The sequence below is a fragment of the Collimonas sp. GW821-FHT02H07 genome, assembly GCF_059421505.1.
Genome location: NZ_JBWKVC010000001.1, coordinates 175,669 through 198,964, shown reverse-complemented (window position 1 = coordinate 198,964; position 23,296 = coordinate 175,669). Strand labels below are relative to the sequence as shown.

7 protein-coding genes are annotated in these 23,296 nt (G+C 59.9%); all 7 read right to left on the bottom strand.

The genetic code is table 11. The features are described from left to right. Window positions 1-356 precede the first annotated feature (356 nt). The 7 genes from AC07V8_RS00750 to AC07V8_RS00720 all read right to left on the bottom strand — a co-directional run bounded on the left by AC07V8_RS00750 (window position 357) and on the right by AC07V8_RS00720 (window position 23,296). Complete coding sequence (locus AC07V8_RS00750) at window positions 357-1,166, bottom strand: 4'-phosphopantetheinyl transferase family protein (protein ID WP_494677100.1); 810 nt, start codon at window positions 1,164-1,166, stop codon at window positions 357-359. Window positions 1,167-1,225: 59 nt separating this feature from the next. Beyond that, a complete protein-coding gene (locus AC07V8_RS00745; protein WP_494677101.1) occupies window positions 1,226-2,302 on the bottom strand; it encodes an ABC transporter permease in 1,077 nt (358 codons plus the stop codon). Further along, complete coding sequence (locus AC07V8_RS00740) at window positions 2,299-3,246, bottom strand: ABC transporter ATP-binding protein (RefSeq protein ID WP_494677102.1); 948 nt, start codon at window positions 3,244-3,246, stop codon at window positions 2,299-2,301. The genes AC07V8_RS00745 and AC07V8_RS00740 overlap by 4 nt, the downstream gene beginning before the upstream one ends. Then, window positions 3,243-19,400: an amino acid adenylation domain-containing protein gene (locus AC07V8_RS00735; RefSeq protein ID WP_494677103.1), complete on the bottom strand. Its 16,158-nt coding sequence runs from the start codon at window positions 19,398-19,400 to the stop codon at window positions 3,243-3,245. The genes AC07V8_RS00740 and AC07V8_RS00735 overlap by 4 nt, the downstream gene beginning before the upstream one ends. Before the next feature lie 305 nt (window positions 19,401-19,705). Further along, window positions 19,706-21,616, bottom strand: coding sequence for an ACP S-malonyltransferase (gene fabD, locus AC07V8_RS00730; RefSeq protein WP_494677104.1), 1,911 nt, complete (start codon window positions 21,614-21,616; stop codon window positions 19,706-19,708). Window positions 21,617-21,755: 139 nt separating this feature from the next. After that, window positions 21,756-22,028: an acyl carrier protein gene (locus AC07V8_RS00725; RefSeq protein ID WP_494677105.1), complete on the bottom strand. Its 273-nt coding sequence runs from the start codon at window positions 22,026-22,028 to the stop codon at window positions 21,756-21,758. Then, entirely contained in the window at window positions 22,025-23,296 is a 1,272-nt protein-coding gene (locus AC07V8_RS00720) for an aminotransferase class I/II-fold pyridoxal phosphate-dependent enzyme (protein ID WP_494677106.1), read from the bottom strand. Before AC07V8_RS00720 ends, AC07V8_RS00725 begins: the two co-directional genes overlap by 4 nt.

Genomic DNA, 23,296 nt, shown 5'->3' with positions numbered 1-23,296 from the left:
TATGGGGCCTTTCTCGCGACAAGCTTATGGCCCCCTTCCTGAGAAGAAAAAAAATCAGAAGGGGTAATGAACCGGAAGAGCAAGCGGCAGATGGCGACAGACAATCTGGTACGATTGACCACCTATTTTCATTTGACTTCCCCCCAATTGCCCGGTGCACACTAGTAACCATATTGAATACAGTTAACCACTTAATTGCATTTAAAGTGTCGTTGACTGTTATTGCCCATCCCCTCGAATATGCTTTGCAGCGCATATTCGAGGGGATGGGTTTATTTAGCCGTCAGCAGTCCGGCAAGGCTATTGCTACAAGAACGTCTTGTTCTTTTTCACGGCGCTCCGCGTCCAGCAGCGCATCACCCTACACCGAAATCAGCGCGACTCTGCCATTCACAAGTCCGCAATTGCAGGTGTCCGATGGGCTCGTCACCGATCAGTGGAATGATCCGGGTCGCAGTGATACTAGGAGACGGAGCAGCCGTCCGATGTTCGGCGCAAACGGCGACAAGATATTTCGAGGCAATCCGGATTTGCCAGTGATGCCAGCGGGATGGGCAATCACCTAAATCCGGTTCCATCCACATCGCCAGGCGACCGCAGGCGCCGAAACGAAAGCCGAATTGGTCAAGTGGTATGGAAAGCCCCATTCCACGTGCCTTGACATAGGCTTCCTTGAGCGTCCACAACTCGAAAAAACGTTCACTTTGCGCAGCAGTCGACAGTTCCTCCAGATCGATCACCTCTACCTCCGCGAAAAACCGCTTGGCGATATTGATCGGCGCTGGCCGCAGTGCGATGTTTTCCACATCCACGCCAAGCTCGCGATCCCGGGTCAACGCCAGTACGATCATGTCGCCGCAATGCGATAGATTGAACGACAGCGTCCGATTATTTGCATCCATGCCGCAAAGCGCCGGCTTGCCATAGAGATTTTCCTTGAACCTCAGGCATTCCGGGGCGACGCCTGTGAAGCGCGCCAGCACGGTGCGCACCAGTGCCCGCGTGACCAGATAGCGATGCCGATCCGGTTCGCGCAGAAAACGCTGGAGGCGACGCCGCTCCTCTGCGCTGAGCAGTTGCCGATAGGCTTCGAGGAGCTGACTATCCCTCTGGTCGTCAAGCGGGGTCAGCCACAGGTCTATGCGTTGCGGATCGGGATCAACCATGGTCGCCGCGCCTTTTCAAATGGCCGGCTCTGCCGCAATGCATGGCCGCATCCGTCCGGCTACCATCGGAACCGTAACCTGACGATAATGAACGCAAGCAGCGACCATCCGCTCAGGACAGCTATTTGCGGCAATAGCCTGGACATGTCGCCAAATCCCACCGAGTTGAACAAAAGTTCGCGCATCGCAAAGTTAAACTGCGTCAGCGGCATCAGTCTGGCGACCGCCTGCAGCCATTCGGGAAAGGCGCTGACAGAGAAGAAGACCCCTCCCAGAATGATGAAGGGCATCTGCACGAAGTTGACGATGCCGTTGAACGCCGTCACCGAGGGACTGACTGTCGCCAGCACCAGGCCCAGACCCAGGAACGACACGCAACCCAGCGTAATGACGAGCAGCATCAACAAATAGTTCACATTGAGAGGAATGCCGAACACCAGCACGCCTAGCATGTATAACGCGAACACAACGCTGTAGGCGATCAACATCCTTGAGATAAACAGCCCGGCAAGGAAAGGCACCGGCGAAGCGTCGATGGTCTTGATATTCTTGAACAAGCCGCGATGCTCTTCTTCGATCAGTACGGCGCCGAAGCCATTGAGGCCGATGATCAGCAATGTCATGCCGATGACGCCCGGCAGCAAGATCATCAGGTACGAGGCGTTGCGGCTGGTCGCTATCTCTTGCTGTTGCGGAGCAGCCGTTACCGGCCCTCGGAAGTAATCGTCGAGGATTCCCTGCAAGGCGACATTTTCAATACGGTTCTCCGGCAAGGTGTTGGCGTACAGTTGGATCCCGGGGTACTTTGGATCGCTGTCGGAGCGAGTGTCGCGAAACTCCAGGTAGTGCTTGATCTGGTTGCTTTCGAGTGCTGCCTTGGGCGATATTTTGGTGTCGGCATACGGCTGCAGATTGATCAGCTTGTGCTTGCCGAGATAGGCGGCCATTGCAGCACTTGAAGGCTCGGCGGCGACGCCGGAGTACCATACGGCGATCTTCGCATCGTCGCGCATTTGCAGCGGATAGCCGACTCCCAGCAGCAGAATCACCGGCAATACGTAACAGAAGAACAATGCTGTTTTATCCGATTTGAGCTGTAGCATGCGCAGTTTGAAGAATACCCAAGTCTTTTTCATACACGCTCTTCCTTGCCAGTGTGCGACAGAAACACGTCTTCCAGATTCGGACGGTTGACATCGAAATTGATGACATCAATGCTTTTGTTTTCGCTTACCGCGAGAATTTCCCGCAGCGTGTCCGCCACCTCCCTGGTCTGCACGCGCAGGCAATCGGTTTTGTCATCCCATTGCAGGTCGATGACGCCGACCAGGTCCTTGATGAATTCCAGCTTGAACTTGCCCTTGGCGAAGCGGAACTGGATGGAATGGTGTGCCTGCATCGATTGCACCAGTTCCGACGGGCTGCCTTGGGCGATCAGCTTGCCGTCGTTCATGATCATGATCTCGTCGCACAAGCGTTCGGCTTCCTCCATGTAATGCGTGGTGAGAATGACGGTCTTGTCGGGATCCTGCTTCAGTTGCTCGATGAACTCCCAGGTATAGAGCCGGCTGTGCGGGTCGAGCGCAGAGGTGGGTTCATCGAGAAAGATGACATCCGGATCGTCCAGCAGCGCGACAGCGATCGATAGCCGCTGCTTCTGTCCGCCGGAGAGCTCCTCCACCTTGAAGTTGAGCTTGTCTTTCAAGCCGAGCCGATCCAGCAACCAGGCGACCGGCCTGCCATTACGCTTGCCGCTGCCTGCCACCCGCAACTCCTGATAAAACTTCAGCAGTTGCGCCACGGTCAGGAAGCGGAAGTAGTTGCTCTGTTGTAGCTGTACCCCCATGCGCGGCTGGACCTGGCGTATCTGCGTGGCGACATCCATCCCCAGCACGGAAATGGAGCCAGAGGTAATCGAAGTGAGGCCCTCGATCATCGCCAGCAAGGAAGTTTTTCCGGCGCCGTTGGGCCCCAGGATGCCGAAACAGCCTCCTTTCCTTACGCGAAAGCTCATGCCTTTGACTGCCTCGAAATCGCCATAGCGCTTGCGGACGTCATTTATTTCCAGCGAGTAGGTCATAGGTTTCCAATCTCTGCGGTGTCGTCGATTGACTGGCAATCGGCCGCGAAAACTTGTCGGAAACTATCAATTTCCGCATCGTCTCCCCTGAAAACGCAATGAATTGACAGCTTGCCATCTGCTACATAGGCTTCCAACAACAGCCCGTAGTAATCCTTAAGCTCCTTGCGATGCTGCGCCTTATCCGTAGTAGATCGCTGCTGTGACTGCGGCGATCCTACGGTCTGGAAGTTGAACAATATCTCTTGCAGCAAACCAGGCAAGGCGACCGCTCGTTCAGTGCTTGCTGCGTCATCCAGGCTGGCGTAATGAATGCCCTGCTTCTGCAAGTACGCCGCCTTGGCCGACATCTCCGCCAACGGCGTGTCCGGCGCGATGACGAACGGGATCGTGTCCAGGAACAAGCCAATCTGATCGAAGTACGTATGCTCGCCCAGTTCCCGCCCATGATGAATCAGCACCATGCCGACCCGCGCCAGGCCGGTGGCCTGCATGATCCAGCGCTTGAATATCTCAAAGGCCTGCTCGCCTCCTCCGCCTGGCACATTCAGCGCCACCTCGAAGTCGACGATTTGCAATGGCTGGTGGCGTCTTGCTTCAAGTGCGTTTCGAGTTGCCGACATGACCGCCGAGAGTTCGGCATAGCCCAGCACCTGGTCTGCGACATCGCGAGCCGCGATGTCGCACTTGCGCTGAACATCGCCTAGATAATCCCGATACGAGCGCGCAATCGGTTTGGGCTTGGGTTTCAACAGTTCGGTCAAGCGGCGCTGAGCGCTACTTTGCGACATGTCGTCCCAGATCAGGTGATCGAGCGCCAGCAGCAGGAAATGCTGGGTGTCCGATGCCGATACCCATGCCGCCGTGTATGCTAGCGGCGTCCGTTTCCTGGCATCGCGCAAGATGCTGCCGAGAGCGGCCAGTTGGCGCTTCAGCTCGTCCTTGCCAGCGGATTTCAAATCGATATGGACTATCGGCGCAACTGTCATTGCCGCCTCAGCCAGCAAGGCCCAATGCCTGCGGTCATAATCGGGCGCTGCGCGAAGCAACTCCTGCTCCTGAGTCAGGCGTCCGAAAGCATCCTGCAGTTCCTCTGCCGTATGCCAGCCTGCGATCTCTATCGTGCTGAAGCTATCGTGTTCGTCCCACTCCAGCATGCCGCGCTGCACCGCACTGAATGGGAACTCTTCCTCCCGCGGCGCGGCCGCAATGGCATCGAGATAGCTGGCGAATTGCGCTTCGTAAGCAATCGGCGCCGGCCTGATCGGACTTAATCCCAGCGCGCTTGCACCTTGGGATTCCAACCTCAGCGCGGAACCTTCGACGTCGTCGCATATCCGGATGAAATCCGGCCGGTCATCGCTTGCCATCAGACTCAGCTTGCTTTTTAGCTCACCTATCCTGGACGGCTCGACCTGCTCGACCAGCAGCACGGCAACCCTCTTCCCATCGACCTCCAGCGCCATGTTCTTGTATGTCCAGCGGCGGCTTTCCAGCCAGTCGCCCAGTCTGAGGCCGCTAAACGAAGACACTGCCCCCAGCTTCGCGAGTGTACGTTGCTGATACACATCGGTGACACTCAACGACAGACCTTGTTCGCGTAAGCGGCCAAGCATGCGCACCAGCAGAATCGAGCTACCGCCGAGATCGAAGAAATTATCGCCGCGGCCGACTTGCGGGACGTCGAGCAATTCTTGCCAGGTCGTGGCAATCAGTCGCTCGGCGGCGCCTTCCGGTTGTTCGTATGTCGCTTGCTGAAATGCGCTGGCGGAGAGCGCCGGCAGCGCTTTGCGATCGACTTTGCCATTGCCGTTCAAGGGCAAGCTATCGAGCACCATGATCGCCGCCGGGATCATGTAGTCCGGCAGCGTTATGCGCAGATGCGCTTTCAGGTCATCCACCGCCACGGCGCTTTTCAGCGTGACATACGCTGCCAGTTGCGGATTGCCGGAGCCCAGTTCGTATGCCACCACCACCGCTTCACGTACATCAGGATGATTGACCAGGCTGCTCTCGATCTCGCCCAGCTCAATCCGGAAGCCGCGGATTTTGACCTGGAAGTCTTTGCGCCCGACGTATTCCACCGTGCCATCGGCCAGGCGACGGCCAAGGTCGCCGGTCAGATAAAGACGTTGTTCAGTCGCATGGCGGGCATACGGATTGCGGTGAAACTTGGCCTGGGTTTCCTCGCTGCGGTTGAGATAGCCTCGACCGACCACTGCGCCGGACACAGCGATTTCGCCAACCACGCCTAGCGGCAGCAGCCGGAGCTGGTCGTCCACCAAGTGCATTTGCGCATTGGGCAGGGCCGCGCCGATCAGCACACGCTCAACCGGAGCGTGGATTGGATGGAAGGTGACATCGTCCGAACATTCGGCCGGGCCGTAGTGATTAATCAACGGCAAGTCCGGGTATTGCTCGAACCAGCGCTCGACCAGTTCGCGCGGCAGGGCCTCGCCGACCGAGATCACCCAGCGCAGATGGGGCAGCGGCCGGCTGTACGGCAATGTCGCCTGGATCAACGACGGCACCGGTTCCCAGATCGTCACACCTTGGCGGTCGAGGCATTCCAGCAGCGCTTGTGGATCGCGGGTGATGTCGTTGGCGACGATATACACCTTCGCCCCCAGCAGCAGGCCCGTGAGGAATTGCCACACCGAGATGTCGAAGCATTGCGGCGCAGTCTGGGCGATCACGTCGTCCGCCGACATAGCCAGCGGTGCGACCTTGGAGCGCATGTTGTTGATCATGCCGCGATGTTCGATCATCACGCCTTTAGGCTTGCCTGTTGAACCCGAGGTGAAAAGCAGATAGGCCAGATCGTCAAGGCTTGGCGGCGGCAGCTCGGTGGTCGTGGTCGCGACAGCAAGCAGCTCGGCCATCGAACGCAGACGTTCGGCCGGCCAATGATCCTCAAGCCAGCGGCGCGGCTCGGCCAGGGTGTCGCCGACCACCAGCAGGCAAGGTTGTGCTTCCTGCAGGATATCTAGCCAACGCAGCGTCGGATGGGTCGGATCGATCGGTAAATAAACGGCGCCCGCCTTGAGTACCGCGATAATCATCACCAGCAGATCGGTGCCGCGGTTATCGAGCAGGGCAACGGTCTGTCCCGGCACCACGCCCTGCTCCCGCAAGGTTGTCGCCAACCGCGATGTGCGCTCGTGCAACTCGCCATAGCTCAGTTGCGTGGTCTCGCATTGCACCGCCATGCGCTCAGGCGTGCGCAAGGCCTGGGCAGCAAATAACTCAGGCCAGGTACGGTCGATCAAGTCCGGCCGATAGGTGTCATTGAAACTCAGCAAGCGGCGGGTTTCTTCCGCCCCCAGAAGATCCATTTGCCGCACGCACTGCTGTTCCTGCGTCACCATCGCCCGCAATGCGCGTTCCAGATAACCGCTCCAGCGCTCAACCGTCTCCCGTTCAAACAGCGCGGTTGCGTATTCCAAAACACCGCTGATGCAGCCGTCGGCTTCGGCCAGATCGAGGGTGAGATCGAACTTGGACAAGACACGCGGCGCACTCTCCGGTGCGATCCGCAAGCCATCCAGGTCAATCGCGTCAGCGACATTCTCGCTCAGCCAGTTGAACATAACCTGGAAGATCGGCGCATGCGCCATACTGCGCGGCGGCTGCAGCACCTCCACCACTTGCGCGAACGGCATCTGCTGATGCCGTTGCGCCGCCAGCGTCTGTTGCTTCATCCGTTGCAACAGTTCAGCCACCGTCGGCTCGTCCGACAGATCGATCCGCAGCGCCAGCGTGTTGACGAAGAAGCCGATCATCGGCTCCAGCTCCGCCTGCATGCGATTTGCCACAGGGCTGCCGATCACCAGATCCTGCTGGCCCGACAAGCGGCTGAGCACGATAGCCCAGCCCGTCAACAGCGTCACGAACAAAGTGGTGTCGTGACGGCGGCTCAACTCTTTCAAGGCCGTCGTCAGTTCCGCATTCAAGGTGAATACCGCCACATCGCCGTCGTATTTCTGCTGTGCCGGACGCGGCCTGTCGGTCGGCAACTCCAGCAATGCCGGCGCGCCGGCCAGGTTACCATGCCAGTAGTCGGTCTGTGCCTGCAGCCAGCTTCCCGATAAGCACTGGCGTTGCCAGACCGCGTAATCGGCGTACTGCACCGACAGCGCGGGCAGCGGATCTTCCGCGCCAATGCGGTAAGCGTTATAAATAATGCTTAGCTCGCGCACCATCAGCGTCAGCGACCAGGCGTCGGTCACGATATGGTGTTGCGTGATCAGCAACACATGCTCCTCCGCCCCCAGCGCGACCAGGCGGCCGCGCAGCAGCGGACCAGCAGCCAGATCGAACGCTGCGCTGCTCTCCTCCTCGATCAGCAGCGATAGACGTTGCGCAGCATCGGCCTCGTTGCTGAGGTCGTGCTCGATCAGGGCGAAACCCTGATCGGCGGCGGCAATGCGCTGGTACGGCTCGCCATCGACCAGCTCGAAACGGGTGCGCAGCACCTCGTGCCGGGCCACGATCCGATCCAGCGCACGCCGCAGCGCCGTGCGATCCAGTCTGCCCTGCAGACGCAGCACGCCGGGTACGTGGTAAGTCTCGCTCACGCCTGGCATCTGCGACAGCAGCCACAGCCGTTGCTGTGCCAGCGACAAGGGCAAGCTGCCGTTGCGGTCGACCGGCACAATGGCCGGCAATGCGTGGCGGCTAGAGTTTTCCACCAGCGCAGCCAGATCGGCGAGCACCGGACTTGCCAGCAAGTCAACCACGCCAAGATCCACGCCAAGCTGCTCACGCAAGCGCGTGATGGCGCGCATCGCCAACAGCGAATGACCGCCCAACTCAAAGAAATTGGCGGTAGCGCTGATCTGTCCCGGTTGCAGTTTCAGCACCGATGCCCAGATCTCGGTCAATACGGTTTCGTTCGCAGTACGCGGCGCAACATAAGCCGCTTCGAGGCCGACGCCGAGGTCGGGCTGCGGCAAGGCCTTGTCGTCAAGCTTGCCGTTGGCGGTGAGCGGTAGCTGGTCCATCGGCACAATGTACTGAGGCACCATGTATTCCGGCAGCGAACGTCGCAGAAAATCACGCAGAAGCGCCAGGAACTGAGCGGCTTCGGTCGGTTCCGCAGTGGCTGTAGTGGCTTCATTGCGCTGCACGACCCAGGCAATCAATCGCTTGTCGTCCTCGTCTCCCCGCACCAGCACCGCGACATCCTGGATTGCCGGATATTCGCGAATCCGGTTCTCGATTTCGTTCAATTCGATGCGGAAGCCACGCAACTTGACCTGACGGTCTCGCCGGCCGACGCACTCGATGCGGCCATCGTCCAGCCAGCGGCCAAGGTCGCCGGTACGATAGACCCGGCTACCCGGCCGCCAGGGGTCGGCGATGAATTGCTGAGCGCTCAGGTCAGGCCGGTTGAGATAGCCCTGCGCTACGCCTTCGCCGCCAATCCATATCTCGCCAAGCAAGCCGGGTGCACACAACTGGCCCACGCTGTCCACTACATACATCGTCGTGTTGGAGATCGGACGACCGATTGAAAGCTTGCCGTCGAAATTGTCATCCTCGCCCATCCAGGCCGAGGACAGGATGGTGGTCTCGGTCGGTCCATAACCGTTGACGTAGCGGCAGTGCTTGCTCCAGCGCTGCACCAGTTCAGGGGTCGGCGCCGAACCGGCGGTGAGCAAGCTCATGCCCTGCGGCACCAGGTCGGGGTCCATCTGCAGCAAGTAAGGCGGCGGGAAGGCGGCGAAACGAATCCGTTGCCCGCTGAGGTACTCGGCCAGAGCGCGCGGCTCCTGAATCAGTTCGCCGCTGAGCAGATGTAGCTCGGCGCCGTTGAGCAAAGCGCCGAAGATCTCTCCTGCCGATGCATCGAAGGTGTGCGGCGCAAACTGCGAAAAGCCATCGCCGGCCCGCGACAGGCCGGTTTGACCGAACCAGCAGCAGAAATTGACCAAATTGCGGTGGCTGACCAATACCCCCTTGGGCTTGCCGGTCGTCCCCGAGGTGTAAATGACGTAAGCGGTCGAGTAAGGGTCTGGCACCCGTGACGCGGAAATCCCGGCATGCCGGTTTTGCGGGCAATCTTCCAGAAACAAGGGCATTACGCCCCAGCCGTCCGCCTGCTCCTGATGAGCGCGTCGAGTCACCAGCCGTTTGATGCCCGCATCCTCCGCCATGAAGCTGCCGCGCTCCGGCGGACAATCCTGCGCCATCGGTACATAGGCGGCGCCGGCCCGCATGATGCCCAGCATGGCGGCGATCAGGTCGGGTTCCTTGCCCAGACTGAGTGCGACCCGCTCGCCCGGCTCGACCCCGCTCTCGGTCAGCCATGACGAGATCACCTGCACCCGTTCGGCCAGTTGTCGATAAGACCAGCGTTCAGTTCCCGAGACGATTGCGGTTTCGCTCCCGCGCGCGTCAGCCTGTATCTGAAACAATTCGTACACGCAGCGATCGAGAGGATAGGCGGCATCGGTGGCGTTCCAGTCCCGTATGGCGCGCTGGCGCGCTGCCTCGCTCAGCACGGACAGCTGTGAAATCGGCTGTGCGCCGCCTTTGGCAAAACTCGTCAGCAACTGGCTCAGGCGCTGCAATAACAGCAGCGTCGAGGCGTCGTCGAACTGTTTCGACTGATAGGCCAGTTTGAGCGTCAAGCATTTGCCGGGATACACGATCAGGCTCAAGCCGAGATCACTGCGCTCGACGCCCTGGACGTCAACCACGCGCAGGCCATCGGCCGCCTCGGCGGCCAGAAACGCGCGGTCGAGCGGGAAATTTTCGACCACCACCAGCGCGTTGAACAGCGCCTGGCCGAGGCGTGCGCCGCTGCAGCGCTGGATATCCGCCAGCGGCAGAAAGCCGTGATCCTCGTGATCGAGCTGTATCCGCTGGATATCTTGCAGCCAGGATGAAAGGCTCTGATCCACGACGATCTTTAAACGGATGGGCAAGGAATTGATGAACAGCCCGACCATGGTCTCGATGCTTTCCAAGGCAGCCGGACGACCGCTGGTGGTGTAGCCGAACAGCACTTCCGGCTCGCCGCTGTATTTGCTTTGCAACAGCCCCCACGCGGCCAGAATCAGCGTGCCGAGGCTGACGCCCTCAGCCTGCGCCAGCCGCCGCAACTGCGCCGTGGCTGCCGTCGAAAGCTCGATCGAATGTGCTTTCTGTTCCCCGCTGCCAGACTGCTCGGCGGCGGCACTGTCCTCGGGTTCCGCCACTAACGGCAAGCTGGCACTGGCGGCAAGCGGCAAACCGTCGAAGTAAGCACGCCAGTAGCGCACTGCAGCTTCCTTATCTTGCGAATGCAGCCAGGCGATGTAGTTTTTGTACTCGGGCGCCGGCAGCGATTGAGCTTGCGTTTGCGGTGCGGCATAGATCTGAAACAATTGCTTGACCAGCAGCCCCATCGACCAGCCGTCGATCAGGGCATGGTGGTGGGTCCAGATCAGGCAATGCTGGCGCTCGCCGGTGCGCGCCAGCAGCAAGCGCATCAGCGGCGCGGCGCCAAGATCGAAAGGCTTGCTGCGCTCCTCAGAAAGCAACTGTTCCAGCCCTTGCTGCACATTGTTCGCAGCATCCGCTGTACCGAGGTCTGCTTCGCGCCACGGCAGGTCGACCTCGGCCATCACCATCTGTAGCAGTTCATCCTGCCCGACGTCGACAAAGGCGGTGCGCAGCACGGGGGTCCGTTTTACTAATTCCTGCCAGCTTTGGCGCAGGCGCGCCGGATCGACCGCCTCCAATTGCATCCGCAGCTGGGTGAGATAAAGTCCGTCTTTCGAGGCACGGTCGGCGAGCAACAACAAGCCCTGCTGCATTCCCGTGCAGGGATACAGATCCTGGAGTGCGGGGTATTTCGCTTGCAAGGCGCTCAGATCGGTCGGCCCGATCCCGGCCAATGGAAACTGCGATGACTCGGACCCGAAGCCAGGACCGGCCTCACCGCCACCTCCTCCTCCGTCGCAAGTAAGCATGTCCTGCAACACCCTGACCAGGCGCGCGGCCACAGCCTCCATCGTCTCGCGCCTGAACTGCTGGCGGCTGTAATCGATATGCAAGGCCAGCACACCCGCGCCGATCATGCCATTGATATTCAGCGCATGAGTTCTGCTTCTGCGCGGGCTGACGAAACCGCCGCCTTGCAGCTCCGGGTCGACCTGTCCCAGATAATTGAACAATACTTCGGATGTACGGCCGCCCAGCGCTTGGCTGGCGGCAGCAAGATCCTCGTCATGCGCCAGGCTGGTCAGTACGCCGTAACCGATGCCGCTGCGCGGCACCGCTTCCAATTGCTGCCTGGTGCGGCGGATGTGCTCGACCAGATCGCCTCTAACGCCGGCCACATGGACGGGATACAGTGCAGTGAACCAGCCAACGGTCTGGCTGAGGTCGACACCCTCGAGTGCCGCTTCTCCTGCCATGTCGTCGCGGCCGTGGCTTTCAAGATCGATACGGATGTCATCGGCACCGAGCCAGCCGCCCAAGGTCCGGCTCAACGCGGCAATCAGCAACTGGTGAGTCCGGACCTCGAAGAAAGTGCTGGCCCGGCTCAGCAGCAAAGCGGTCTCCTCGCGGCTCAAACTCACTACTACCTGTTCTGTGGTTTCCTGAATCGGGAAATCAAGATCGCGGGAGTCTTCCGGCGTCGCTTCACGGTCAACCTCGTGGTCGAACCTCAGGCCTGCCGCCGGTGCTTCCAGTTGCTGCAACCAATAGCTTCTCTCTCTCTCAAGCGGCGCACTGTAGGCATAGTCATGCAGACGCGCCGCCCACTCCTGGTAACTACTCGATTTGGGAGCCAGCCTGAGCGGTTCGCCGCGGCTGCATTGCGCCAGCGCCATGTTCAAATCATCCTGCAACACTTGCCACGAAACCACATCGACGATGAGGTGATGCATGACCCAGATCAATTGCGACTGATCGCCGTCGCGCAGCCAGACCCAGCGACAGAGCTTGCCTTGCTTGATATCGAGCCCGGCCTGCGCCAGTTCCATTTCAGCCCGGATGCGGGCCTGCCGGTCGGCAGAGTTTTTCAGGGTATCCCGGGCATCGACTTCGACGATCATCTCATCGAGCACGCTCGCCAGGTCGGATAGCAACTCAGGACGATACAGAGCAATCCAGCCAGCTGGCGTCTGCCGGAATTTCAGGCGCAGCACATCGTGCCGTGCAACGATCGCGGCCAGCACCGTCTTCAGCAAAGCCAGATTTGCCTGGGGAGGCAAGTTCACTGCGGCGTATTGGCAGTAATGATTCACATCGACGCCATCGTCCTGCAGGAATCTGATCTGGATGGGCAACAGGCGCTGCTCGCCCTTGCATGCCTGGAGCTCATGCGCCGGCTCAGCAATGGCAGCAGCAGTGGCCGTGGATTCTTCTTTCTCCACCAGTCTGGCGACCAGATTACGAATAGTCTTTTCCTCGATGATCAACCGCGGCGTGAGGGTAATGCCCTGCTTCGCTGCGCGCGACACCACCTGGATTGCGAGGATGGAATCGCCGCCGATGGAAAAGAAATTGTCGGTCACGCCAAAGGATTCGGTACGCAGCACGTCGCCCCAGATCGCCCGCAGATTTCGCTCGCGATCATTGCCTGGCTCAACATAGGCCGCGTGTACATAGGCGGACGGCCCCGGTTCGGGCAAGCTGGCGCGATCGACCTTGCCGTTGGCGTTGCAAGGCACCGCTTCCAGCAGCACGAATGCCGCCGGCACCATATATTCCGGCAGTTCGGCTTGCAGTTTTTCCCTGAACGACTGGATTAACTGTGCATTGGCGTGTTCATCCTCCAGCGCCGGTTCTTTGGCGACGATATAGGCGACCAATTGCTTATGCTCGCCATCCGCCCTGGCGATCACCAGCGCCTGCTTGACGTTCTCGTGCGCGGACAAGGCGTGCTCGATTTCGCCGAGTTCTATGCGGAAGCCGCGAATCTTGACTTGATGGTCGAGACGACCCAGGTACTCTACTTCGCCGTCGGCTCGCCAACGCGCCAGATCGCCCGTGCGGTACAGCCGCTCTCCCAGCTCAAAGGGACTGTCGACGAAGCGTTCGGCCGTCAGCTCAGGGCGGCCCAGATAACCGCGACCGACCGCCACGCCACCGATATACAGCTCACCGCCGACGCCGGCCGGAACCGGCTCCATGCGCTCGTCAAGCACATATAAGCGCGTGTTCCAGTGCGGCCGGCCGATCGGCACGGTCGCGCCATCGGCGGACGTGACCTCATGGCAGCTAACTTCGACCGCAGCTTCGGTAGGGCCGTACAGGTTGTACATCCGCGCCTTCGACAAGGCTAGAAAACGCGCTGCCAGTGCTCCAGGCAGCGCCTCGCCGCTGACGAACATGCGACGCAGACTGCTGCACGAATGCAGCTCGCCGTCGTCGACAAAAATCTGCAGCATCGAAGGCACAAAACTCAGCGCGGTGATGCCGTGCTCACGGACGGCCTGGCTCAGATAGGCCGGGTCGCGATGACCGCCCGGCCTGGCCATGACCAACGTCGCACCCGTCAATAACGGCCAGAAGAACTCCCGCGCCGAGACATCGAACGAGAATGGCGTTTTCTGCAACACACGGTCGGTCGCATCCAGGCCATGGCCGGCCTGCAGGCATTGGATGTAATTGACCAACGCGCCATGCTGGTTCATCGCGGCCTTCGGCTTGCCGGTGGAGCCGGAAGTGAAGATCACGTAGATCAGATGCGCGGGCGTGACACCGGTCACAGGCGCCGTGGCCTCATACTGCGCCATCTGCGCCCAATCCGCGTCCAGACGCAACAGCCGCACTTCTGCGCCCACTTGCGATAGAGGGCCAGCCAACTGTTGTGCCTGGGTCAGCACCAGATTCACGCCGATATCGGCCACCATACTGGCCAGTCGCTGCGGCGGCAGTTCGGGGTCCAGCGGTACATAGGCCCCGCCAGCCTTTAAAATCCCCAACAGTCCGACCACCATCTCCGTGGATCGCTCGACGCACAGCCCCACCACCACATCGGGGCCGACGCCCAGGCTACGCAGATGCTGCGCCAGGCGGTTGCTGCGCTGGTCGAGTTCGCGGTAGCTCAAGCGTTCTTCCTCGCAGACCAGAGCTTCGGCATGCGGTGTTCTTGCGGCTTGCTCCGCAAACAATTCGTGCATGCAACGGTTGTCGCTGTAGGCATGATCCGTCTGGTTCCATACAGACACCGATTGTTGCTTCAATGCCGGCGGCAGCAGCCGCAACTCGCTCCAGGCGGCATCCGTATGGGCGATCAACTGACGCATGCAATGGGCATAGATATCCAGCCACATAGCGACGGATGCCTCATCGTACAGATCGGCGTCATAGCCTATTCTCACGCTATAGTGGGGCACGGTTGACGCCGCTCCAGATTCTTCGGCGCCGGAATCCTGTTCGATCAGGCCGAAAATGAAGCGGTAATTGGTCGACTCGTAACCCGACTCCAGGACAGGATGCAACTGCGCATTGTGCTCGCCGTAACGCTGGCTCACGATATTGAACAAGTTGCTGAACAGCTCGTCGTCGAGCCGCGATTTGACGGTTTCATGGATATGCGACAAAGGGAAAGCCGCGCAGGTGCGCATTGCTTCCAGTTGCGCGTTGACACTGGCCAGCAGAGCGGCCGGCGTGCTTGATGCCTCGATGTTCAGCACCAGGGGCAAGGTGTTGACGCAACATCCGGTGATGGTTTCGAAGCCGGGAATCTCTTCCATTCGTCCATTCTGGATGACGCCACAGCGCACTTGCGCCTGGCCGCCCAGATAACGCAGCAGGCAGGCGTAACCGGTCAGCCACAAACTGTTGGCCGTGACGCCGAGCGCAGCAGCCCTGGCGCGCACATCCACCTCCAGCTCGCGCTCGATGCTGCTGAGATAAATCCGTGTGTTCGGCGCTCCCGGCTGCTCAGAGTTATGACCGTTAGTGTAGCCATTAAGCGGCGCCACGCAAGGCAGCTGGCTGGCGCTACGCTCCCACGGCAACTCGGTCCAGTATTTTCGCCATTCATCGCTGGCCAGCAGGCGGCGCTGCTGCGCCACGATGTCAGACATGTTGGCAAGCGGCGCGTTCGGCCTGGATTCGTCTTCCCCGAGGAAGTGGCGATAGGTACTCAGAAGATCGCTCAACAGCAGTTTGATCGACCAGCCGTCATGGATGATGTGATGGATGGACAGCACGGCCAGGAAGCTGTCGCCGGCTTCGTCCACGACCTGCAGATCGAACAACGGCGCCTGGCTGAGTTGCACCGGCTTGCTGCGCGCGTGTCCGATCAGTTGCTCCGCGAATGCTGCGCCCTGGCCGGGCTGTACCTGGTGTATGCGTGTCGCCGCCGCGATCGTCGTCAGCACGACCTGATGGATTTCGCCGCCGTGCCATTCCTTGATGACGGTGCGCAGGCAATCATGCCGGTCAATCCAGTCGGCTACCGCCTGCTGCCAGGCCGGCTGGTCCAGCGCGCGCGGCATGCGATAGCACATGTGCACCTGATAAGTGTCCTTGTGCCGGTGCATGGTGTGTTGCATGTCCGTCAATGGATAAATCGCCTTTACCGCTACCGGCAACGCATCGGCTTGCGCCTGTGTCAGCGATACGAACGGAAAATCGGAGGGCGTCCAGCGACGGTTGGCGTCAACTACGCAATGATCGATCACTTCCCGCAGGCACTGGATCAAGCTCTGTCCCAGGTTTTCGGCCATGCCATCGACCCATGCCGCTGGATCGAAAGACAAACTGACCTGCAATTCACCGTCGAGGATCTGGCTTTCCACCGACAGCGCGTAGGGACTGGCGCTGCTCTCTCCCATTTCGATGGCGGTCATCGGCACCGTGCGCCAGCGCTCGTGGCTGCGCTGCACCACGCCGGAGAAGTTATTGAACAGCACTTGCGGCGAGCGGTAACGGTCGAATTGCTCACGCACGGCAGGATCGCGGCTCAGGTAGCGCAGCGCGTAGAAATCCCGCCCGCGTTGCGGAATCGCCGCACGGCGTTCCTTCAGTTCGATCAGCCACGCGCCCAGGTCCGGTTGCGCCGGCACTGTCAGACACAGGGGATGCACGCTGCTGAACCAGCCCACCGTGCGATCGAGACCCTGCGAACCGGCAAATGCCTCGTCCCGGCCATGCCATTCGAGGTCTAAGCAGATACGTTCCAGCTTGCAGCTACGCGCCAGCGCCAAATAAGTCGCGGCAAGCAGCAACTCTTCTGCGCTCTGGCGGTAACAGGCCGCTGCTGATCCGAGCAGGCGCGCGGTATCCTCCCGCGACAGGCTGTACTGCCCGATCGCAATCGAGCGCCCCACTGCCTCACTCCCCACAAGCGGAAGCGCCTGCGCGCTTTCGACGGCGCGCAGCACAGGAAGCCAGTCGTCCAGCAGTGCGTTCGGCCGTTCGGCGATATGCGCATGGAATTTTTCCGACCAGTCCAGGTAGCTGATGCTCTTGCCTGGCAATACCTCTTCGAGGCTGCTCTCGTCGCTGACGTAAAGATGACGCAGATCGTCCAGCAGGATGCCATGGCTGATGGTATCCACAATCAAGTGATGCAGCACCCACACCACGCGCGAGCGGCTCGGTGTTTTCAGCAGAACGATGCGAAACAGAGGCGCCTGCTCGATACGCAGTTGCGCGGCAAGCATGTCGCGCCATTGTTCGCTGGCCTGCTCCAGTTCTGCTTCGGCAACGTCGATGGAGGCAATCGGCGGCAGCTCCAGCGCCGCACCGGCGACTTCCTGCCGCCAGGCCAAAGGCTCCTGCACAGCCATTTCAGCATGGACGGAATGGACAAAATGGGCCCGCAATTGATCGTGGTAGGTAACCAGACGCGAAAAAGCCCGGTGCAAGCGCTCGGCGTCGAGGCTTTCTTCGGTCTCGAAGGACAAGGCTTGGCAGAACGCACCCGGCCGCGCCATTTGCAATTGAAAGAACCAGCCCTGAATCGGGCTGAGCGGCGCAATCCCCTGGCGGCTGGCATAGTCGCGCTGCATCAGGCGCTCGGAGTGGCGCAGCAGTTCGGTGAAATCGGCCAGGCATGGATGCGACAGCAGTTGCGACGAAGTGATCTGGTAGCCCAGCCGTTTCAGCGCGGACATCACCGCCAGCGAGGTCAGCGAATCGCCGCCCAAATGAATGAAGTTATCCTCGCGCGAAATATTCGGCTGCTGTAGAACGTTGCGCCAGATATCGGCGACCTGCGCTTCCAATTCGTCAGCGTAGTCCACTGACTGCAACGGCGCATCGTTCTGCTGTAGCCGCGCTTGCAGCGCGCGATAGTCGGTCTTGCCGTTCACCGTCAGCGGCAGTTCGGCCAACCAAAGTATCCGGTTAGGCATGGCCCAGGCCGGCAGAACCTCGGCTAAACCGGCCCGGATCGCCTCTTCCGGCTGTGGCTGGCCGACGCAGAACACCACCAACTGCTTGACCGCCTGAACCTCGACGACGATGGCAGCAGCATGCTCGATCCCCGGCAAGGTCAACAGCGCTGTCTCCACTTCGCCCGGCTCCAGGCGATGCCCGCGCAGCTTGATTTGATTGTCGACGCGGCCGGCGAAGAATAAGCGGTTCTGATCGTCGAAGCAGGACAGATCGCCGCTGCGGTACCAGCGCGTCAGATCTGTCGTAATGAATTTATCGCGCGTCATTTCTTCGCGCTTGAGATAGCCGTGCGTCACACCCGCGCCGCCGATCAGCAGTTCCCCGATGGCCCCGCGCGGCAATGGCTGGTTGAAACGATTGACTACACGGACCTCGGTATTGATGATCGGAAAGCCGATAGTCAAGCGCTCTTGCTGCTCAACCTGACGGCTGGCCTGCCAAAGTGTCGACAGGATCGTGGTCTCCGTCGGACCGTATGCATTGACGTACTGCAGATGCGGGCGCCAGCGCCGCACCAGTTCGTGATCGGGCGCCGATCCCGCAGTCAGCAGGGTCTTCAGTTGCGGCAGCTTCTCGGGCCAAAGATATTTTGCGTATTGCGGAGGAAAAGCCGCAAACGTCACCCGTTGCTCGCTCATGTATGCCTGCAGCCGGTCGGGGCTGTCGATCAATTCGGCCGGCAGGATCACCAGCGTGGCGCCGTTCAGCAGGGCCGAATGGATTTCACCGACTGAGGCATCGAATGTGGCGGGGGCAAACTGCGACACGATTTCGTGCGCGCTCATCAGTTCTTTCAGATGAGTGACGAAATTGAGCAGGTTGCCATGGCTGACCTTGACACCCTTCGGACGGCCGGTCGAGCCCGACGTAAAGATCACGTAGGCCAGATCGTCCGTGCTCAGCACATCCAGTAGTTGTGGACGATGCGAGGCAGGATCGATGACAAGGTCGGAGGAAGAAGCGGCGGCAGAGGATGCAACATCGAGGCATAGCACGGCCGGCAAGGCTTCGCGCATCAACGGCATCCAGGATGCGTCGGTCAAGGCGACGCGCATCTCGGCGTCGTCGGCCATCGCCTGCAGGCGGGTCGCCGGCTGGGTGGCGTCCATGGGGACAAACACCGCCCCGACTTTCAGCACCGCCAGTTGCGCCGCAATCATGCGATGGCTGCGGTCGAATGCAACGCCGATGTAGTCGCCGCGGACCACGCCTGCCGTGTGCAAGGCCTGTGCCCAGCGTTCGGACAAGGCGTCCAGCTCAGCGTAGCTCAGGGCGCCATCGGCGTCGATGACGGCGATCTTATGCGGTTCGGCGGAAACCTGGGCGGCAAACCGTCCGGGCAGATTGCCTGCAATTGACTTCGCCGGCCCGGTCATATCGGTTTGCGACGGCGCATAGGCATCCAGACCGTCGAAACGGTGCTCATCCGACAAGCGCGATGCCGGGCTTTCCAGCATCCTGGCGACCAGGTGGGCCCACATGGCCATCACGGAACGCTGATAGGATTCGCTGAAGCGGCTGGCATCGCAATCGACGAACCATGCCTCGCAATCGTGCACGATCGTGAACTCTGTCTCGCTCGCCTCTTCCGAGACACCATGCAGGCAGATCGCGTGACAGCGCAACTGATCGGTCATGCCGGGATGATTCGGATCATGCAAATCGAACCAATCGCTCTCGTTGTCCACCCATTGCTGTTTGACATCGGCCAGCAGTTCGCCCAGGGAGGTGCGCTCGCTGATCGCTGTGACCAGTGCCCAACATTTCTCGGCCTGCGCGCCCAAAAGACAGGTCATTACGGGTTCGTCGTTGTATCTCAGCCAATGCAGAACGCCATGCCATGCGGCCACGCAGAGGGGCAGATCGGCATTGCACGGGAAAGGGAACGGCATGCACTCCAGCATCCGGCGCTGGCCATCATATTTTGCACTGGCCATACCGTCGTTCAGCGAGCTTGACAACTCCATCCCATAACCACTATGACGCATGCTCAAACCGGCCGTCGATTCTTGTCCTGATAACATTTTTTCTCCATGATCTTCAATAACGATTCATCCGTGCGGCCCACCTTTCACCGGCTTCAGCTCCGGCGACCTATCCGCTAAGCGGAAAGCCTGGTCAGCAATTTGGACACTGTTTCCATGTTTTTTCCGAATTGATTGATCGATACAGCGTGATCGACGCGATTGCCAAAGCCGTACTTGATGAAACCGGATAAGGTTCCGGTCGGACCAAGATCGACGAAGCGGACGCCTTCCTGCCCGCTCAACGAGCCCATCAGCTTGTGGAAATCGACACGCTGCCGCAGCACATCCCAGAAGTACTGATCGTCAAATGCATCGATCACATTGATCGCGCGGCCATGCATGGCCGAGTAGATCGGCAGGCGCGGCATCTGCCGTGGGAGCTTTTGCAAGAAGCGGCGGAACTCTGTCTCTATCGGCTCCACCGCCGCCGAATGAAAGCCGTGATCGACCGACAGAAGCAGCGATACAATATCCTGCGCGTCCAGCCGTTCCTTGATCGCGAGCAGTGTCCGCTGGTCCCCGCTGACCACGAAGTTGTCGTTGAAGTTGACGCTCGCCAGCGTGCCGCCCCGGTACACATCGGGATGGCGTTCAAAATGTTCCACCGGCGTCAATACCGACAGCATGCCGCCGCCAGAGGTTTGTTCGCTGAGCAAGCGCGCCTGGCAAATAACCATGGCCATCGCATCCTCCAGCGAGACCACTCCCGCAACCGTCGCCGCGACGTACTCGCCGAGGCTGTAACCCAACACCCCGTCCGGCTCGATACCCGCTTGCCGCAGCACCTGGGTGAGGCTGTAGCCCAGGCTGAATAGTGCCGGATGCGCCAACAGCACATCCGTCATCTCCTGGTGCCGCTTGGTCTCGTCGTACAACTCCGCCACCATGCTGCGACCAGTGTGCGCACGATGCAGCGCATCGCAAGCGTCCATCGCTTCGCGAAACGGCGCGCTGTGCTGGTACAGTTCCTTGCCCATCAAGTAATACTGGGAACCCTGTCCCGAGTACATGAACACGGTACGCCGCGAAGGCGGTGCCGGCCCATCGGCAGGTTTGTGGCCGGCAACTGCCTGGCTGTTGCGCGCCGCTGCTGCGGCAGATTCGTCTGCGCTATCGCTCAGCGGCGTGGGCAGCGGCATCGGCTTCTGCCTGATTTTGAAAAAGAGCTTGCTGAGCACATCGCCCGGCCCGACCTCTTCCAGCGCCATCTCACCACGCGACAGCAGCCGCGAGATCGACTCGTACCACTTCACCGGATGGGTGATCTGCCGCACCAGCAAATCCTGATAGCCAGTCATCGGATAGGGCTGCGCCGTGCAATTGGCAATGACTTCCGCGTTCAGCGGCTGCAAGGGCGTGCGCGCAAGGTAAGCGGCGAACTGCTGCTCGACGTCGCGCATGAATCTGGAATGGAAAGCGGCGCTGACATTCAGGCGCACATAACGGCCGCCGGCCCCTGCAAATAGTGCTTCGCAGCGCGCAATATCATCTTCCTCGCCCGAGATCACTATCTGCTCTGAGGAATTGATATTCGCGATGTCGATCTGGCCGAAAGGCAAAGACGCCAGCAGTTCGCGCACTTTGTCCTGATCCAGGCCGATGACGGCCGCCATGGCGCCGCGCGTCGCCTGCGACATTAAGCGCCCACGCTCCGCCACCAAGGCAACGCCGGTCTTGAAATCGAAGCCGCCGGCGGCGAAGATGGCGTTGAATTCACCCAGGCTGTGTCCCGCGTAGATAGCGGGCGGCGCATCGCCTTGCTCGCGCCTGGCCAGAAAAGACAGTGCCGACGTGACAAACAACGCCGGCTGGGTGTACTCGGTATGGTTGAGCACATTCTTCGGATCGTCCAGACACAACTCGCGAATCGAATACCCCAATACCTCATCCGCCTCGCGGACGAGCTGGGGAAAGCGCGCGAATAGCTCCGCGCCCATGCCCTTATACTGAGATCCCTGCCCTGGAAATACCCACGCTGATGTCATGCCGTCACTCTCATGTTTTGATTCTTCGATGGCGTCTGCCGGATTGGATTGCTGTACTGGATTACCGTAGCGGATTGCCGTAGTGGCTAGCTACAGCCGCAGGCAGGCGGCGGTTAGAGAACCGCCTGCCTGCATCGCATCACAAGGCTGCCGCTACCGGGACCAGTTTGCTTTCCAGAAGATGGATGACCTCATCCAGGGTGTACAGATCGCGCTTTTCCGCATCCTGCACACGGATATTCAAGCGCTGTTCGAGCTCGTACCAGATTTCAAGCATTTCCTTCGAATCGACGCCAAGATCGCCGCCCAGATAGAAGTCCGGCTCCACCGAGTCGCGTGTGAATCCGGTTTTTTTGATGTTGTTGATGACATCCAGCAGCGTTTCCAACACTTCTTCTTTCTTGCTCATCATGCATTCTCCAAAGTGGTGTTATTTTGCAAAGCGCCAAATTCACATGCCGTTTCCACAATGAGCGATACGGCTGTGTCGATTTCCTCGCGCGTGTGGGTCGCCATCACCGACAGTCGCAAGCGCTCCAGTCCGGGCGGCACCATCGGGTATTCCATGATGTTGGCGAACAGTCCGCGCCGGTACAGGGCGCGATTGATCTTGCGCACCACGCCATCCTCATCGAAGAACACCGGAATGATTCCTGACTTGCCGCGAATGATGCGAAGTCCCGCCGCTTCCAGTTGATCCTGCATATAGCGCACGTTCTTATGCAGCATCTCGATGCGTTCCGGTTCGTTTTCCATGATGTCCAGTGCGGCGGAAATTGCTGCGATGGTCGGCTGCGCCATCGCCGAAGTGAATAAATAGGGATAGGAGAAATTCCTCAACAAGAAGATCAGCTCCTTGCTGCCGGAGACGAAAGCACCCTGCGCGCCGATTGCCTTGCTGCAGGTGGACATGCGCAGATCGACCTGACCCAGAAGATCCAGGTATTCCAGGGTGCCACGACCGTACTTGCCGACCGTACCCAGTCCGTGAGCGTCATCCAGGATGGTGATGACGTCATGGGCCTTGCAAATCTCGATATAGCGCTTCAGTTCGATGATCGAACCGTCGATCGAGCGAACCCCTTCAACCGTCGAGAAAATCTGCACGTCCGCCTTCGAACGCTGTTTGATCCGCTTCAGAAGCGTCTCGAATTCATCGAGTTTCTCGGGATCGAATGTATAAAACGGCACACTCGTCATTTTGATCGCATTGATGACGCTGGCATGGCTGTTCTTGTCGTAGACGATGACGTCGTTACGGTTCATCAAACCGTTGACCCAGCACAGGTTTGCCATATAGCCGCCTGGGAGCAGCACGGCGTCCTCGTGGTCCGCCAACCTGGCCAGTCTCTTTTCGAGATCCTTGTGTTGTTTGGTGTAGCCGGAGAAGGCAGGCGAACCGCCCGAGCCGATGCCGTATTGTTCGACGGCCTCCTTCACCTTGCGTTTCACATAAGGATCGTTCGACAAGCCGAGATAGCTATTGGAACCGAAGATAAGTACGTCGTGAAAGACTTCGCTGTGCAAGTCCTTGTATTTCATCCGGCGATCGACCGGACCGAAGCCCTCCCGACCGGACATCAAGCCCTGCTCCACTTCATTTAAGTAAACCGAATACTGCTGGGCCAGCCGCTGTTTGAATGGCTGCCGTTCGAGTTCGATTAGCGCTCTGGAATCCAT

What these genes read in the sequence shown, in the direction of transcription:
- fabD (WP_494677104.1), bottom strand. Translation starts at nt 21,616, where the DNA reads ATGACATCAGCGTGGGTATTTCCAGGGCAGGGATCTCAGTATAAGGGC.
- AC07V8_RS00720 (WP_494677106.1), bottom strand. Translation starts at nt 23,296, where the DNA reads ATGGATTCCAGAGCGCTAATCGAACTCGAACGGCAGCCATTCAAACAG.
- AC07V8_RS00735 (WP_494677103.1), bottom strand. Translation starts at nt 19,400, where the DNA reads ATGACCTGTCTTTTGGGCGCGCAGGCCGAGAAATGTTGGGCACTGGTC.
- AC07V8_RS00745 (WP_494677101.1), bottom strand. Translation starts at nt 2,302, where the DNA reads ATGAAAAAGACTTGGGTATTCTTCAAACTGCGCATGCTACAGCTCAAA.
- AC07V8_RS00740 (WP_494677102.1), bottom strand. Translation starts at nt 3,246, where the DNA reads ATGACCTACTCGCTGGAAATAAATGACGTCCGCAAGCGCTATGGCGAT.
- AC07V8_RS00725 (WP_494677105.1), bottom strand. Translation starts at nt 22,028, where the DNA reads ATGATGAGCAAGAAAGAAGAAGTGTTGGAAACGCTGCTGGATGTCATC.
- AC07V8_RS00750 (WP_494677100.1), bottom strand. Translation starts at nt 1,166, where the DNA reads ATGGTTGATCCCGATCCGCAACGCATAGACCTGTGGCTGACCCCGCTT.